The organism is Duncaniella muricolitica, assembly GCF_910574735.1.
Taxonomy (GTDB): domain Bacteria; phylum Bacteroidota; class Bacteroidia; order Bacteroidales; family Muribaculaceae; genus Duncaniella; species Duncaniella muricolitica.
In genome coordinates this window covers 48318-65211 of the sequence record NZ_CAJTCF010000011.1, presented here as the reverse complement: position 1 = coordinate 65211, position 16894 = coordinate 48318, and the positions used below count along the sequence as shown (strand labels likewise).

Annotated in this window: 14 protein-coding genes; 10 read left to right on the top strand and 4 right to left on the bottom strand. The window is 54.9% G+C overall.

The window, feature by feature from the left end; translation table 11 throughout:
• Positions 1 to 174 precede the first annotated feature (174 nt).
• From QGT73_RS04040 to QGT73_RS04030, 3 genes are read right to left on the bottom strand one after another with little or no spacing between them, the layout of a single operon-like run.
• Positions 175 to 1107 carry a hypothetical protein gene (locus tag QGT73_RS04040; protein ID WP_280121522.1) on the bottom strand — a complete coding sequence of 311 codons (933 nt, stop codon included), beginning with the start codon at positions 1105 to 1107 and terminating at the stop codon, positions 175 to 177.
• A gap of 31 nt (positions 1108 to 1138) precedes the next feature.
• Positions 1139 to 1738 carry an L-threonylcarbamoyladenylate synthase gene (locus tag QGT73_RS04035; RefSeq protein WP_280121521.1) on the bottom strand — a complete coding sequence of 200 codons (600 nt, stop codon included), beginning with the start codon at positions 1736 to 1738 and terminating at the stop codon, positions 1139 to 1141.
• Positions 1735 to 2400 carry a B3/B4 domain-containing protein gene (locus tag QGT73_RS04030; protein ID WP_280121520.1) on the bottom strand — a complete coding sequence of 222 codons (666 nt, stop codon included), beginning with the start codon at positions 2398 to 2400 and terminating at the stop codon, positions 1735 to 1737. Before QGT73_RS04030 ends, QGT73_RS04035 begins: the two co-directional genes overlap by 4 nt.
• A 154-nt stretch (positions 2401 to 2554) precedes the next feature.
• Here QGT73_RS04030 and QGT73_RS04025 point away from each other — a divergent pair, with 154 nt between their 5' ends.
• From QGT73_RS04025 to QGT73_RS03990, 8 genes are all read left to right on the top strand, one after another.
• A complete protein-coding gene (locus QGT73_RS04025) occupies positions 2555 to 3805 on the top strand; it encodes a 3-deoxy-D-manno-octulosonic acid transferase (RefSeq protein WP_280121519.1) in 1251 nt (416 codons plus the stop codon).
• Positions 3790 to 4662: a lysophospholipid acyltransferase family protein gene (locus QGT73_RS04020; RefSeq protein ID WP_280121518.1), complete on the top strand. Its 873-nt coding sequence runs from the start codon at positions 3790 to 3792 to the stop codon at positions 4660 to 4662. The genes QGT73_RS04025 and QGT73_RS04020 overlap by 16 nt, the downstream gene beginning before the upstream one ends.
• A gap of 54 nt (positions 4663 to 4716) precedes the next feature.
• Positions 4717 to 5442 (top strand): 3-deoxy-manno-octulosonate cytidylyltransferase, encoded by a 726-nt coding sequence (locus QGT73_RS04015; protein WP_123616423.1) that lies wholly within the window; start codon positions 4717 to 4719, stop codon positions 5440 to 5442.
• A 128-nt stretch (positions 5443 to 5570) separates the two neighbouring features.
• Positions 5571 to 6566 (top strand): glycosyltransferase family 9 protein, encoded by a 996-nt coding sequence (locus QGT73_RS04010; protein ID WP_280121517.1) that lies wholly within the window; start codon positions 5571 to 5573, stop codon positions 6564 to 6566.
• A 1-nt stretch (position 6567) separates the two neighbouring features.
• The gene (locus QGT73_RS04005) at positions 6568 to 8415 is read left to right on the top strand and encodes an LTA synthase family protein (protein ID WP_280121516.1); all 1848 of its coding nucleotides are present in this window, start codon (positions 6568 to 6570) and stop codon (positions 8413 to 8415) included.
• Between the two features lie 92 nt (positions 8416 to 8507).
• Complete coding sequence (locus QGT73_RS04000; RefSeq protein WP_280121515.1) at positions 8508 to 8894, top strand: hypothetical protein; 387 nt, start codon at positions 8508 to 8510, stop codon at positions 8892 to 8894.
• Between the two features lie 7 nt (positions 8895 to 8901).
• Positions 8902 to 9867 carry a GSCFA domain-containing protein gene (locus QGT73_RS03995; protein WP_280121514.1) on the top strand — a complete coding sequence of 322 codons (966 nt, stop codon included), beginning with the start codon at positions 8902 to 8904 and terminating at the stop codon, positions 9865 to 9867.
• On the top strand, positions 9857 to 12334 hold the full coding sequence (locus QGT73_RS03990; protein WP_280121513.1) for a bifunctional UDP-N-acetylmuramoyl-tripeptide:D-alanyl-D-alanine ligase/alanine racemase: 2478 nt from the start codon (positions 9857 to 9859) through the stop codon (positions 12332 to 12334). Before QGT73_RS03995 ends, QGT73_RS03990 begins: the two co-directional genes overlap by 11 nt.
• Before the next feature lie 11 nt (positions 12335 to 12345).
• On the opposite strand, the gene QGT73_RS03985 is transcribed toward QGT73_RS03990, so the two are convergent.
• Positions 12346 to 13839, bottom strand: coding sequence for a potassium/proton antiporter (locus QGT73_RS03985; protein ID WP_280121512.1), 1494 nt, complete (start codon positions 13837 to 13839; stop codon positions 12346 to 12348).
• 89 nt (positions 13840 to 13928) lie between these two features.
• On the opposite strand from QGT73_RS03985, the gene QGT73_RS03980 reads away from it, so the two are divergent.
• Positions 13929 to 15818 carry an amidophosphoribosyltransferase gene (locus QGT73_RS03980; protein ID WP_280121511.1) on the top strand — a complete coding sequence of 630 codons (1890 nt, stop codon included), beginning with the start codon at positions 13929 to 13931 and terminating at the stop codon, positions 15816 to 15818.
• A 50-nt stretch (positions 15819 to 15868) separates the two neighbouring features.
• Positions 15869 to 16888: a hypothetical protein gene (locus tag QGT73_RS03975; RefSeq protein ID WP_280121510.1), complete on the top strand. Its 1020-nt coding sequence runs from the start codon at positions 15869 to 15871 to the stop codon at positions 16886 to 16888.
• The last annotated feature ends 6 nt before the right edge of the window (positions 16889 to 16894 follow it).

Below are 16894 nucleotides of genomic sequence, written 5' to 3'. Positions count from 1 at the left end.
TTTGCTCATGGTTATTCATGGTTTGTTTGACGACACCAAAAATAACTAATTAGGGCTGACTCCTGCAAATGGTAATCGACTTTTGTCGCTTGCCTTAGCAAGAATCAGCCCTAATTTTTCAATCGCTCAAAAAAAGTTTAGCGGACAGTAATAATTTTGATTCTTTTGTATCTATTACAGCTCTACTGTAAATTTCGGAGTAAGAATACATCCGAGCGACGCCTTGAAGTCACACAGACCGGGCGAGGGTATGCCGTCGGAAGAGGAGGGCCCTATGTCGAGCATGAGCCGGCCACATCGGGCAAAATGACAAAACGTCTCATAGGCGAGCTTATTCATTGGCCGCAGTTCGGAATATCCCGGCACATCACCCCAATAGACCACCTGGGAGATGTCATGTGAGACATCATAGGCAAGCACGGCGGCCACATCCGTGCCTTCATGCGACAGGACCATAAACTTACACTTTATTATCCGTGAAGTGGCCTTGACGTCATCAAGACTCATGCGCAACGGATAACCGTGGCTTTCGCGGTTGGCCTTGATTATGCCATACACCCGCTCTATGTCGGCATCACATCCGTCAAGCACTTCAAAATGCCAGTCATATCTTGAGGCTTTGGCAAAATTCTTACGTGCGGCGCGGCTGCACAAGTGCTCAAACTCGTCCACTCTCTTCAGGTCATAATGATAGTTATAATCTACATATGACGTGTGAGCCCCGCCGGTCATCATGGCGCAATACTGCTTGCCATAGACACTGTGGCTGTCATATAACGCCGGAGGCAGAGACATCACGACTCCACATCCGCAACCGGCCGCATATCGCCTCAGAGCGTCAACAGCTCCGACATACCGCTCGACACTCTGAACGCCACGCTCCTCGATGCCTCCGAACGGAGCGGAGAAGGGTGATTTCAGCACTCCGCCTCTTAGGCCGAGTACAACGCCAAAGCGCACCTTGCCCTTGTCGTCACAGATTGTGAGATAATGTATATCCTCACACTTGTGACGGTTGAGTTCGTTGAACTCAACCGTATTGAACACATGCGACGGTGTCGCAAACAGTTCACCATATTCCCGAGGAGTACATCTTACGACATGCATGGCCTAAACTCTAAACTCTAAACTTTAAACTCTATAACAACTCCCCTTTGCCTTCGCGGATTATCTCGGGACTGCGGCTGTCGGTAATATCCACTACGGTCGACGGCACACCGTCGCCCTCGCCACCGTCGATGAGCAGTGACGCCACATCCTCATATTCCAGCGCGAGAGTCACAGGGTCGACCCCGTCGCAATCCTGAGGGATTGACGTAGACAGCACCGGGTGGCCGAGCCGCTCGGCTATGGCACGCGCAATGGCATTGTCGGGCACACGCACACCAACCGTGCGCCGTCCCTTGAACACCTTGGGAAGAGTGGTGGATGCCGGAAGTATAAACGTAAACGGACCGGGCAGATTGGCGCGGAGTATACGGAAAGCCTCATTGTCGATGCGTGCATACTCACTCGCCATCGACAGTCCGTCACATATTATGGAAAGCGTCTGCTTCTGAGGATTCATCCCCTTGACCTTACACAGCCGCTCGATAGCTCCGTTGTTGAGCGCGTCACAGCCGAGCGCGTAGAGCGTATCGGTGGGATAAATGATTATACCCCCCTTCAGGAGAGTGTCGGCCGCCTCGTCGAGATAGCGGTCATTGAGACTGGAGGGATACATGCGGAGAGTCTTCATGGACGGTAATAATTAATGGTTATATTATTGGCTTCGGCATATTTTTCAAGGAGATTCACAGCCATGCCCGCGGCATCGTCGGCCGGCATCTCCTCGCCGTAAATATTGATGCACATGAGCAGGCGCGTGGTGGACAGGTCGAGCTTTGTACGCTCGTTGTCGCTCGTAGGCGTGCCGATGCCGCCCGTATTGTCGCGATACACGGGCATGCCGCATATATTGAGCATCCCGCGTCCGATGGCCTCAAACGGCTCCCCTTCGCGACCGACTCCGAGTGTGAGCACATCACCGTCAATCTTTGACGCGTCAAATCCTCCGATGGAGTAGCCCGACAGGAGCGAGAGCACATTGATAAGGTCGACAAGCGCGTTGATGCGATATAACTCCATGCCCTTGACAGCACGCCTGCACAGAGCCTCTGACGACGGACGATAGCGGTTGGGCTCCTTGCCGAGAGCTTTGTAGACATCGCGAGTCGCCTTGATGCCCGGCCGCTTGTTGATGTCAGACAGTTCGGTCACCGAACGTATGTCGTCACAGGCCCTGACAAGCAGCGACCACAGTTCGTCGGAAGTCTCGACATTTGTCACATCGGCCTCTACCGTCACCACGGTCAGCCCCGGGGCCGCGCCCCTTATTGTATCGTCAAACCTAATTTCCATAGCGTTGCAAAATTAGTGAAAAAAGTATGAATATCTCAACAAAAAGTCGTAATTTTGTCGGCTGTAATGCATATACCGCTCTCTCCGCATTGCAGTGTAAATAAAAACCAAACGCCACCCAGAGCACTTCATGCTACGAAGATATGATTTAATTATGCGCCTCGCCCGATACGCCACCCTTGGCGCGTCGGCCTTTGTGTCAGATAGCAGCGCGGCCAAAATCATGCGCTTCGCTCGCGGACAGCGGGTGGCGATAGAGCGTGTGCGCGAGGGTATGGAGACACTCGACCGCAGCAAGCCCACCGTGTGGCTCCACGCGGCATCGCTGGGCGAATATGGCATAGCGCGCCCCATCATATCGGCCATCAAGCGACAGGCCGACTGCAATGTGGTCATCACCTTCTTCTCTCCGACTGGCTATGAAGCCGTGAGCCGCCGCAAGGGCGATATCGACAGAGTGTTCTATCTGCCGCTCGACACCCGCAGCAACGTCAATCGGTTTCTTGACATCGTGAGGCCCGACTGCGCGGTGTTCATGGTGTCGGAATACTGGCACAACTATCTCCACGCACTCAAGCAGCGAGGCATACCCTCGTTTCTCATCTCGGCTATCATACGCGATGACGGCCCGTTCTTCAAATGGTATGGCAGTCTGTATCGCAACTCGATAAAGAGTTTCTCCAAGGTGTTTACCCTTGATGATAATTCGATAAGGAATCTCCGTAAACTCGGCATCGACAACGCCTCGGTCAACGGCGACCCGCTCTTTGACAACGTGGCCCTCGTAGCCTCGACACCCTGGAAAGACGAGCTTATCGAACGCTTCACGGGCAAGGAAAAAGTGTTTCTTGCCGGAAGTATCCACCACGACCGCGACCTCGATATGGTGACCGAGCTGGCCAACCGCCATCCCGACACCCGTTTCATCATCGTGCCCCACGAAATCAACGAAAATATACTCAAGGACATCGAGGGCAAGGTCAAAGGCCGTTGCGTGCGCTACTCGCAGTGTGACGGACAGACCGACATGTCGGACACACAGGTAATGATAGTCGACTTTGTCGGCGCGTTGGCCTACATCTACCGCTACGCCGCATGGGCCTATGTCGGCGGAGGCTTCACTCCGTTGCTCCACAGCGTCATCGAGCCCTCGGTCTACGGCATCCCCGTATCGTTCGGTCCCAAGATACACCGCAAGGTCACACCGACCGAGATGGTGCGTCTGGGCATAGGCAAAGTCGTACACGACACCGAGGAACTTGACCTGTGGTTCAAACGTCTCAAGCGCGACAATGCCCGCGTGCAGTACATAGCCAAACGTGCCGCCAAATACGTTAAGCAAAACACAGGCGCGACACCGCGTGTGGTGCGCCACATCCTTGACATCATATGCGCGAAAAAGTGAAATATGCCCTCTACCGCGGGCTTTTCACATCGCTCGCCCTATTGCCGTTCCCGGTGCTGTATGCCATCAGTGACGGTCTAAGAGTCATACTGTCGAGAGTCATGAAATATCGCCGTAAGGTGATAAGAATGAATCTCCGCAACTCGTTCCCCGAAAAGTCAGAGGCCGAGCTGCTTGAAATCGAGAAGGATTTCTACTCACAGTTTGCCGACAACATCGTCGAGACCGCCAAGCTCCTCCACATGAGCGACCGGCAGGCCGACAGACGCATCGAGGTAAGAGGCGGCGAACTCGTGGACCGTCTCATCGATGAAGGTCATCCCGTAGTGCTCTATCTCGGCCATTACGCCAACTGGGAATACGTGCCCGGAGTAGTGCGCCACTTCAAGAGCCCGAAGTTGTGTGCACAGGTCTACAAGCCGCTGCACGACAAAGCCTTTGACCGTCTGATGCTCAAAGTGCGCTCGCGCTTCAATCCCGTGTCGGTCAAGCAGGACAAAGTGTTCCGCACCATGCTGCGCTGGTATCGCGACAAGGTGCCATTCATCATCGGCTTCATAGCCGACCACCGCTCCAACAGCAGCATCTCGCATCACATCACCACCTTTCTCGGACAGCGCACTCCATTCAGTCCGGGAGGCGAGGAGATAGGCGACCGCGTCAATGCGGCCTATCTGTATCTCGACGTCGAGAAGACAGGCCGCGGACACTACCGATTCACTGTCAAACCTATCATCCCCTCCAGCCTCGAAGGCGACTCGCCCTACACCCGCCGCTATCTCGAAATGCTTGAGGAAACAATACGCCGCCGCCCCGGACTGTGGCTCTGGTCACACCGCAGATGGCTATATCAATAAGACACGTTAACGAAAAGAAGAAAAAACAACCTATTTTAATATCCGAACATCATCATGAAGATTATATGCGTGATCCCGGCCCGTGCCGAGTCAACCAGATTTTTTGAGAAACCTCTGGCTCTCATCCTCGGCAAACCCATGATACAGTGGGTGTATGAACACTGCAAGGAGGTCGAACTGTTTGAGGAGGTCTATGTGGCCACCGACAGCGAAAAAATCAAGGCCAAGGCCGAAAGTTTCGGTGCCAAGGTCATTATGACACGCGACGATCACGACACAGCCACCGAACGACTCTATGAAGTGTCGACCCGCATCGAGGCCGACCTCTATGTGATGGTCAACGGTGACGAGCCCCTTCTCACCCGCGACGCCATCGTGCAGTGTATACCCGACGGACTGCAGCCGGGCGACTTTTTCGTGTCAAACCTCATGACCGACTTCTCCAACCCCGTCGAGGTGGTCGACGCAACCAATCTCAAGATTGTCACCGCCGCCGACAACCGCTGTCTCTTCATCTCACGCTCACCTATCCCCTATCCCAAGGGTGCGATGGACTATGTGTTCCACAAGTTTGTTGGAGTGGGCGCGTTTACCCGCAAGGCTCTCGACTTCTATCACAACACTCCCCGCGGACCTATCGAGAAAATCGAGGAGAACGACTCTTTCCGTTTCATCGAGAACCACATGCCCATCTATTACTACAACTGCCACTGCAAATCGCTCTCGGTCGACAACCGCAAAGACATCGACGGCGTGGAGGCATATCTCCGCTCGTTGTGACCCATCAGTAAGACCGTGAGTCGAAAGAGTTAAAAAAACTCAAAAAGTTAAGATAATAGCATACATCACACCGAACTATTATCTTAACTTTTTTAACTTTATAGAGTCTTTTAACCAATACAAAATCCATGAGAATAGTACTGCTCCGCTTCTCCGCCCTCGGTGATATAGCCATGACTGTGCCGGCCATCTATTCATTGGCTCAGTCACGTCCTGACATGGAGATATACGTGGCCACGCGGCCATTTTTCGGCCGTATGTTCATCAACGCGCCGTCCAACGTCAAAGTGTTGACATATGATCTCAAGGAGGAGTACAAAGGTCTCGCAGGCACGCTGCGCATAGCCCGCCGGCTGGCCGACCTGCGCCCTGACTATGTAGCCGACCTGCACAACATGGCCCGCACCGCTCTCATCACCGCAATCCTGCGACTAAAGGGGGCAAGGACAGCCACGGTCGACAAGGCCCGGCAGGCCCGTCGCAAAGTGTATGGCGGCGGACAACCTCAACGACAGTATATCGACCGCTATTTCGACACCCTGAGCCGCCTCGGACTGGAGACTCCTTGCACGTTCACATCAGTCTATCAGTCATCGGGCCTCCCGTCAGTGCCGGTCAAACTGTCACGACCGGCTGTCGGCATAGCCCCCTTCGCGCGCTACGCCACCAAGACCTACCCGCCGGAGCAAATGCGCGAAGTGGCCCGCATGCTTGCGGCCAAAGGGGTGAATGTCTACCTCTTCGGCGGACGCGGGGCTGAGGCAGAGACTCTTGCCTCATGGCAGGAGAAAGGCATCACATCGCTCGCCGGACAATATCCTCTCGAAGAAGAGATAGCCGTCATGGGACATCTCGACCTCATGGTGAGCATGGATTCGGCCAACCAGCATCTGGCCGCACTGGCCGGCACCAAAGTAGTGTCGGTGTGGGGGGGCACAACACCCGCATGCGGATTTCTCGGCTTCGGACAGACAGGTGATAACGCCGTGTGTCTCGGTCTCCCCTGCCAGCCTTGCTCGATAGCCGGAAGCAAAGAGTGTCCCAAAGGCCACATGCACTGCCTCACCCGACTCACTCCCTCAGCCATAGTTGACAAAGTGATGAGCCTTATCGACCTACACTGACATGCTGCATCTCATAATATTCCTGATAACCTATTTTGCCGGACTGGTACTCTACTTCCAGCTCCTGCAACGTCCTCTCTTCCTGTTCTACAACCGCTCCGAGACAGACTCACGAGTGAGTCCGGCCGATATCTTCCGCATGGCGCGCCACGGTTTCCGCTCCGACATTATCGTGGCCTCCTACCTGTCGGCTCCGCCATTGATTGCCGCAGTGGCGCAGACATTCATTCACCCGCAGTTCTTAGGCGGATTCATGACAGCCTACAATATCGCGGCAGGAATAATCTTAGGATTGTCGACAATCGTCGACGCCGCTCTCTATCCATTCTGGAAATTCAAGCTCGACGCCTCGATACTCCCCTATCTCCGCTCCATCAAAGGCGCGTGTGCAAGCGTCTCGACTCTCTACATAATCACGGCCGTCATCACCGTGCTGGTCATGGCTGCGGTCTCGTCCGCATGGCTTCAAGGGACAGTAATACTGTCGGAACGGCTCTCCGGCTCTTCCACTCCGTTCATTGCCGACGGTCTCGGACAGTCGATGCTCTCGGTGCTGATATTTCTGCTCTCGGCCGGAGCACTGTTTGCCATGATACGCGGCCTCGGCCGACGTCCCAACAATCCGAGTGTATCGTTCTACTCCAACATTCTCTTCTTCAATCACTGTGCCCTCAACCCTCTTTACTCCTTCATCTATTCGCTCTCGGTCAACGATAAAATCGAGGGAGCTTTCAGGGCCTTTGACGACGAAACGTGTCACCGCGAGTTTGCACACCTATTTCCGGGCGACACCTTCCCGACCGACAAACTTCTCAACACCGATCGGCCCAATGTGCTCTTTATCATCTGGGAGAGCCTGAGCGCGCGTTTTGTCGGCGAACTCGGCGGACAACCCGGCGTCACCCCCAACATCGACCGCCTCGCACGCGAGGGCATACTCTTCACCCGCGTGGACTGCAACAGTTTCCGCACCGACCGCGGACTTGTGGCTCTGCTCAGCGGCTATCTCGCCCAGCCTACCACCAGCGTGATACGCATGACCAAAAAGGTGCCCAATCTGCCTGCCTTGCCACGCCGCTTCAAGGAAGCGGGTTATGACACCATGGCGGTACACGGCGGCGACCTCACCATATTTCACAAAGGCGAATATTACCTCACCGTAGGCCACGACCGCGTGGTGGGTGACAAAGACCTGCCCAAAGGACTCCCTTCGGGCAAATGGGGCATACATGACGGAGCAGTGCTCGACTGGATATATGACGACATCATGGACAAGACATCCAAAGGGCGCAGATGGTACACCACATTTCAGACCCTCAGCTCACACGAGCCCTGGATTGTGCCTTACACCCGTCTCAAGGATGACGAGATAGCCAACACCTTTGCCTATGTCGACGATGCCATCGGACGCTTTGTCGACCGCCTCAAAAAGACTCCGGCATGGGACTCTCTGCTTATTGTCATCACTGGTGACCACGGATGCAACACCGGCCAGCACTTGCCGGCCGACCGCTATGCCCACATCCCGCTGCTGATGACAGGCGGAGCCGTCAAGGCCCCGCGGCGCATCGACACCATAATGTCGCAGACCGACACGGCGGCCACGCTGCTCGGACAGCTTGGCATCAGTCATGACGAATTTATATTCAGCCGCGATGTCATGGCCGAAAGCTACACCTATCCGTTCGGATTTCACACGTTTGTCAACGGCTTTATGTTTCGCGACGCCACAGGCTACACCGTCTATGACAACGTGTCAGACACCGCGACCGACTCGCCCGACCCTGACCGCGAACGCAAAGGCCGTATAATACTCCAATATCTCTATGAGGATCTGGCCCGTAGATAAGTCAAAAAAGTGGGGGTAAAACAAAAAATTGCATGCGTTAAAAGAAAATTGTATTTTTGTGTGTTAATAAAGGTAACAAAAGTTTATCTGATATGAATCACTTGCCACTTCCCGCAAAAAAATCGCTTCGCTATCCGGGGCTTCTTCTTGTCATGCTCCTGACAGTCACAACACTCACGTCATGCGAGCCTGACGATGACAACTTCTTCTACTACGACATCGCAGGCCGATGGATGGAGGTGGCACCCTACTACGGTGACATCTATGACTTTAACAGCGATGGCACCGGCTACTGCTATTACGAAGACGGAGATTACTCCTACTTTGAATGGGAAGCCGACAACTATTATCTGACTCTTTATTTCACTAACGGTTATGAAGAGACAGTCGAATATTACTCATGGTCGTTTCAGGGCAACTCGCTCTACCTCTACCCCAACTACGACACCTCCAATCCACTCGTGCTAAAACCATATTAACCCGCCAATGGACTTCCGCACCGAAATCAAGCCGGAGCCGGGTCATGAGGGTATGATTTCACACACCGGCCCGGTAGTGCTTATAGGGTCGTGCTTCACCGATAACATAGGGGCCTGTATGCGCGACGAACTGTTTGACGTCACTGTCAATCCTTTCGGTCCCATCTACAATCCCGCATCGGTGAGACGCGCCATCGAGACCATCGTTGACCGTCGGCATGTGGAGACCGACGAGCTCTTCGAGCACGAAGGACACAGTCACAGCTTCCTGTTTCACTCACGCTACTCGGCTCCGACACGAGCCGAGGCTCTGCTCAAAATGAACTCGAGCATTGAGTCGGCACGCGAAGCACTGAAAAATGCCGACATATTGATAATCACCCTTGGCACAACGCGGGTGTTTTGCCTCACCGGCTCAGGCGACGTCGTGGCCAACTGCCACAAACTCCCCCCGAAAACGTTTCATGAGCGACAACTGTCGCTCGACGAGTGCGTGACTCATCTGACCGCACTCACCGACAAGGCCCGCAGCCTCAATCCCGGTGTGCGTCTGCTCTTCACGGTCAGCCCCCTGCGTTACCTCAACAATGGCGCGCATGCCAACACGCTGTCAAAATCGACACTCTTTCTGGCTATCGACCGACTTATGAAAGAGCGAGACAACATACATTATTTCCCGTCCTACGAAATAATGATGGACGACCTGCGCGACTATCGCTTCTATGCCGAGGACATGAAGCACCCCACACTCCAGGCCGTCGGTTACATCTACTCTATATTCAGCGACACCTATTACTCTCCATCCACACGCGAGCTCGCCCGCCGGTGCGGACGATTCACCCGCCGTCTGGCCCACCGCCCGCTCGGTGCGGCTCCTGACGCCAGGTCAAACGACGCGATAATCAACGAATTTAAACGAACCAATCCCAACCTGTCGACTATCGTCGACCTGTATATTTCAGATGGAATATAGCATTACCAAGATAGCCTCACTAATCGGAGCCGACTTACGGGTCCGTCATGACGATAAAATCACATCTCTGCTCACCGACAGCCGTTCGCTCCTCGAGCCGGCCGGCACACTTTTCTTTGCCCTGCGCACCCCCTCGGGCGACGGCCACAGATACATCTCGCAACTCTATCTGCGCGGGGTTCGCAACTTCGTGGTCGAGCATGTGCCTGAGGATGCTGTCACAATGCCCGAGGCCAATTTTCTCGTTACAGAGTCTCCGCTCGAGGCATTGCAGACAATCGCCACACACTGTCGCCGCGAAAGCAAAGCCACTGTCATTGCCATCACCGGCAGCCGCGGCAAGACTACAGTCAAGGAGTGGATATACAGGCTGATAAGTCCCGATATGCTCACAGTGCGCTCTCCACGCAGCTTCAACTCCCAGACAGGCGTCCCACTGTCGCTCTGGCAGCTCACCCCCGACACCGAGACCGCAATAATCGAGGCCGGAATATCGCAACCCGGCGAAATGGCCCGGCTGGAAAAAATAATCGAGCCGCGGATTGGCGTCTTCACCAACATCGGAGCCGCCCACAGCCGTGATTTCGGCTCTATCGAAGAGAAATGCCGCGAGAAGGCTCAGCTTATGAAAAGATGCAGCCACGTGGTGTATTGCGCCGACAATGACCTCATAGCATCCTCTCTCCCCGAAGGGCCTGAACGCGTAGCCTGGACACGCTGTAACGCGCCTGACGCCGCGCTCAAGGTCACATCGGTCGAAAGACACAACGGTGTCACAACCATAAGATATAGCTGGACTCCGACCGCTACCGACGGCGAGACCACCATACCGTTCACCTCCGAGCGTGACATTGAGAATGCCCTGCACACTCTCACCGTGTCGCTTCTCTCGGGCATCGCTCCGGCCGACATCTCGACCCGCATGGCCTCGCTGCGCCCTGTCAACACCCGCCTTGAGGTGGTCGACGGCGTACACGGATGTCAACTCATACACGACACATTCTCATCTGACATCACATCGCTCACGCTGGCCCTCGACTTTGCCCACAGACGTAGCATCCCTGGCCACAGCATCACACTCATCGTGGGTGATCTCTCGGCCCAAGGTTCTGACCCGGCCCGTGCCTATGCTCTCGCCGGCAAACTCGCACGCCAGTATGACATAAACCGCATCATAGCCATCGGGCATGAAATCGGCCGCTATGCCGACCTCCTGCCCCAGAACAAAAGTATATATGCCGACGTCGATGAGTTTCTGAAAGCGGAGCACACCGAGTCGTTTCAGGACCAGCTCGTGCTCATCAAAGGTTCACCCGAAGAGCCGTTCGACTCCATAGCCCGCATGCTCGAGAAGCGTCGCCATGAGACTGTGCTTGAGATAAATCTCGACGCAGTGGTCGATAATTTCAACTTTTTCCGCTCCCACATACGCCCGACCACAGGCATAGCCTGCATGATCAAGGCCTCGGGCTACGGAGCCGGCTCACACGAGCTCGCCAAGACACTCCAGAGCCAGGGTGCGACATATCTTGCAGTTGCCGTGCATGACGAAGGGGTCGATCTGCGTCAGGCAGGTATCACCATGCCCATCATAGTGCTCAACCCCGCCGTCGACGATCTAAGCACCATCTTTGACAACCGTCTGGAACCGGAAATATACTCGCTCGACTTTCTCCGCAGCCTCATCGCCGAGGCCACCCGACGCGGCATCAAGGGCTATCCCGTACACATCAAAATCGACTCGGGCATGCACCGTCTGGGCTTCCGTCTCGAGACACTGCCTGAAGTCATCGAAGTGCTGCGCGGTGAGGACAGCGTCGTGCCGGCAAGCATCTTCTCTCATCTCTGCGCAGCCGACGACCCGCAGGAGGATGACTACACACGCGGCCAGTTTGATTACTTCGACAACTGTTGCGACATGCTTCTCCAGGCTTTCCCTCAGCATAAAATCCTCCGCCATATACTCAACTCCACCGGCATCACGCGCTTTCCCGAGCGACAATACGACATGGTGCGCCTCGGCATAGGTCTCTATGGTATATGCACAATGCATGACGGCTCGCAGGATGCCCTGCGCCCTGTGTCATCGTTGCGTACATCGATTATCTCGCTCAAACACTGGCCGGCCGGCACCACCATCGGTTATAACCGCCGCGGACTCCTGTCGCGCGACTCAGTAATAGCCACCATCCCCATAGGCTATGCCGACGGACTCAACCGCCATCTGGGCTATGGCAACGCATCGTTCAATGTGAGAGGTGTGAAGTGTCCCACCGTGGGCAGCATATGTATGGACGCATGCATGATAGATGTCACCGATGTCACCGGTTTGGAGACCGGCGACCGCGTGGAAATATTCGGAGAAACCATCCCTGTCGAAACACTCTCCGACACACTCGGCACCATCCCCTACGAAATACTCACCTCCGTGTCACAACGCGTCAAGCGAGTATATTACCGCGAATAATCACTCTCACATCATCCGGCCGAGGAATCCTCGGTAATCACCAGCAGTTTGTCTCCGACAAGGAGACGGCGTGTGCCGTTGGGCACCATATATCGGTCGCCGCGCTTGATCATCATCACAAGCGAACCCTCGGGCAGCGACATGTCACGGAGCGTATTGCCGTCGGCAAGATGACGCTCCGTGAGCACTATGGTGTGGAGCGAGGTAGGAAGCTCGTCGGCAAGTTCGACACCGAAATCATCCTCTTCGGTGCTCTCGTCATCCACAAGTCCCAGCCGTCGGGCCGAACGTATGACCGTAGTGCCCTGAATCAGCAATGACAGCAGCGTGACGAAAAACACTATATTGAATATGAGTCCGGCTCCCTCGAGTCCGGCCACCACAGGATAGGTGGCAAAGATTATGGGAACGGCTCCGCGCAATCCCACCCACGAAATCCACACCTTGGAACGGGTGGTTATGTTGCGGAAAGGAGCCAGCGAGAGAAACACGCTGAGCGGACGCCCTACGAGTATCATAAACACACCTATGAGCAGCGACACGGCCGCCACGTCGAGCATCTCGTGAGGATTGACAAGCAGTCCGAGCATAAGAAAGACCACTATCTGCATGAGCCATGTCATACCGTCCATAAATTTGCTGATGCCGCGATGGTTGGGCAGACGCTCGTTGCCAAGCACTATGCCGCATATATACACGGCCAGATAGCCATTGCCGGCAAGCTCGGTAGTGGCCGAGAAGGTGAGAAACACCGACCCGAGCACCAGTATCGACAGCATGGCGGTGGCCTGTGAGGGGTCTTCGTCGTGACCGGCCTTGCCACCCCAACGCCTGTAAAGGTCGATAAGCCTTAAAGTCAGCTTGCCCATGGCCCAACCCATGCCTCCGCCTATGCCAAACTGCATCAGCAACTGGCCGGCCACTTTCCAGCCCGACAGCTCGCCCCCGAGGGTTATTGTCTCTATAAGTATAATGGTGAGCATATAGGCCATAGGGTCGTTAGAACCGCTCTCGAGCTCCAGGAGGGGACGCAGATTATGGCGCATACCCACTTTCTGGCTACCGAGTATGCCGAACACCGACGCCGAGTCGGTCGACGACATTGTGGCCGCAAGAAGCAGCGACGGCATAAAGGCAAAATGGATATTGGTCCAGCTCAGACCTGAAAGAAACCATATGAACAGACCGGTCACAAGAGCCGTAAGCAGCACTCCTATTGTCGACAGCACGAGGCCCGGCGCGATAACAGGACGTATGGCTGAAATCTTGGTGCCCATACCGCCTGAAAACAGTATGACACACAGGGCTATCATGCCTATGAACTGGGCCGTGTGCATGTCACTGAACTGTATACCGACACCGTCCGTGCCGAAGCCCATGCCCACAAGCAGGAATATAAGCAGCAACGGCAGTCCCACACGATAGCTCGACTTTCCTATCAGCACGCCCGCGATGAGCAGCACCGAACCGATGAGCATGATGCTCTCTAACGTTAGAATCTCCATAATGTGCAAAATTAGTGAAATTATTCGTGAAAGCCTAATGAGGTTTTTTACTTTTTTATGTACTTTTGTGGCGTAATAAGCCAACATAGATGGAGATACTCAAACACGAGTGTGGCGTGGCAATGATACGCCTGCTCAAACCGCTTGAATATTACAAGCAGAAGTATGGCGCGTATGCCTACGGTCTTAACAAGCTCTACCTCCTCATGGAGAAGCAGCATAACCGCGGGCAGGAAGGCGCAGGTATAGGAGTCGTGAAACTACATTCACTCCCGGGCAACGAATATGTCTATCGCGAACGCGCTCTGGGCAAGGACGCCATCCAGGAGATTTTCGACACGGTCAGAGGCAAAGTGGCCCACTATGATGTCGACTCACTGTCGGCACGACAGGTCGAGGAGGATGTGCCGTTTATCGGAGAAATCTATATGGGACATCTGCGCTACTCGACCACAGGCAAGAGCGGCATCTCATATTGCCACCCCTTCCTGCGTCGCAACAACTGGCGCGCGCGTAACCTGCTGATGTGTGGCAACTTCAACATGACCAATGTCGACACCATCTTTCAGGAGGTGGTCAAGAGCGGACAGCATCCGCGCATCTACAGCGACACTGTGATATTGCTCGAACAGCTCGGCGCGGCTCTCGACAAGGAAAACCACCGCATCTACCGCCAGTATCGCGACTCGCTCGACGAACCGTTGCTCACCAACACCATCGAGGATAATCTCGACATCACACGAGTGCTCTCATCCACAGCTCCCGCATGGGACGGCGGATTTGTCATCTGCGGAGCCACCGGATCGGGTGACATGTTTGCCCTGCGCGACCGCCACGGCATACGTCCCGCTTTTTACTATTATGACGATGAAATCGTGGTGCTCGCATCCGAGCGTCCTGTAATCCAGACTGTGCTCGACGTAGCGCGCCGCGAAGTCAACGAGCTCGCCCCGGGCAGCGCGCTCATCGTCGACAAGGCCGGACGTGTCAAAGTCACCGACATACTCGGCGAAGACACCAACCAGCGATGCTCGTTTGAGCGCATATACTTCTCGCGCGGAAGCGACGCCGACATCTATCGCGAGCGCAAGCAGCTCGGAGCCAACCTCGTGCCACAGATCATGCAAAGCATCGGTGGCGACATAGCCCACACGGCGTTCTCATTCATCCCCAATACGGCCGAAGTAGCATTCATAGGTATGGTGTCGGGATTTGAGGATGAACTCAATAAAGTCAAGACCACACAGATACTCAATGCGCAGACAGCCGGAACACTCAACGAGCAACGTCTCAACGAAATCATGAGCCAGCGTCTGAGAGTAGAGAAAGTGGCAATCAAAGACATCAAACTGCGCACATTTATCACCGAAGGCGACTCGCGCAACGACCTCGCCGCCCACGTCTATGACGTCACTTACGGCATCGTCGAAAACAACGTGGACACCCTCGTGGTGATTGACGACAGCATCGTGCGAGGCACTACACTCAAACAGTCGATACTCCATATGCTCGACCGTCTGCACCCGCGCAAGATTGTAGTGGTGTCCTCCTCACCCCAGGTGCGCTATCCCGACTACTACGGCATCGACATGTCGCGTATGGGCGAGTTCATAGCCTTCCGCGCAGCCGTCGAACTGCTCAAGGACAAAGGCATGGACTACATATTGCGCGAGACATATGACCGCTGCCGCCAGCAGGAAGGACTCCTCGACTTTGAGATAACCAACTGCGTCAAAGCTGTCTATGCTCCCTTTACACAGGAGGACATCTCACGCAAGATAGCCGACATGCTCACAGCCGACGGCTCCATTTCGGCCGAAGTCGACATCATCTATCAGTCACTTGACGGACTTCGCTCGGCAATCCCCGACCATCCGGGTGACTGGTACTTCTCGGGCAACTATCCGACCCCGGGCGGCACGCGCCTTGTCAACCGCGCCTTCATCAACTACTACGAAGGCAACGTCGACAAACGATGACCCTCCTCCATACTCTCTCTATACTTTCCCCTCTATACTCTATACTAAAAATGAGACCTATAGGCCTTACACTGCTTGGCTGGGTGTGCGTCTGCACATCCGGCCATGTGTATGCCTCGGACGAAATCCGGCGCATCCATCTCGACTCACCGCTCACACTAAGTGACACCACTCTGTCGCGACACCTCTGCGGTCCGGAGACCCCGCCGGCATCAGTCACTGTCGAGGCACGCGCATCGCTCGGAAAACTCAAGGAGCGCAGAGGCTTGTCAAAGGCCCATTGGGGAGTGTCGCTGACATCACCAGCCGACACAATCAAGGTCACACTTCAATTTGGCAACACCGACTTCGGCGACATTCTTGACCGCCGCATAGCCATTATTACCGTAACACACAACGGCACAGAGCTGTACAGCCACGAAGCCGTGGGCTTCCGCATGTCGGCCGGCGACCTCAACACCCTGTCGGTCAGTCTCTCCGACAGCACGCTCCACATAGGCGGAGGGGGCACACGCAACCGACAGCTCGCGGACATCAGCATCGGTCAACACACATTTCAGCCCACCGATGCCAGTGTATGGAGCCAAGGCCACATGTATCTGACATTATTCTCAACCGAAGTGCGACCTCATCCGTCATTTTCACTGGCCACTGATTACACTCACGAGCGACTGGCAGAACGGTTCAAATCGTCACGCGACCCAGTAGAGGGTTACTGGACCTACTTTGACCGGGCCAACGACCCTGTATACGCCCGTCCGGGAGGACAATACACCCTGGCCGTCGTGCGCAACGACTCCAATGCCGACGACACCGGGGCAACATATGATATAATCTACATCTCCGGGGCTGTGACTCTCGGCGACAGTTGGCACCCTATGATGCTCAAAGGCTCATTGCGCCCAACTATATTTCAAGGCCACTATGATATGGAATGGATTGATTCGACATTCAGCCGGATCAGCTCCGACATACATGCCTCGCTCGACAGCAACAACGCACTGCTCACATTGTCGTTTCCTCTGCTCAAGACCACACTCCGATTCTCACGTGTACCATCGCGCGAATAGCACCAC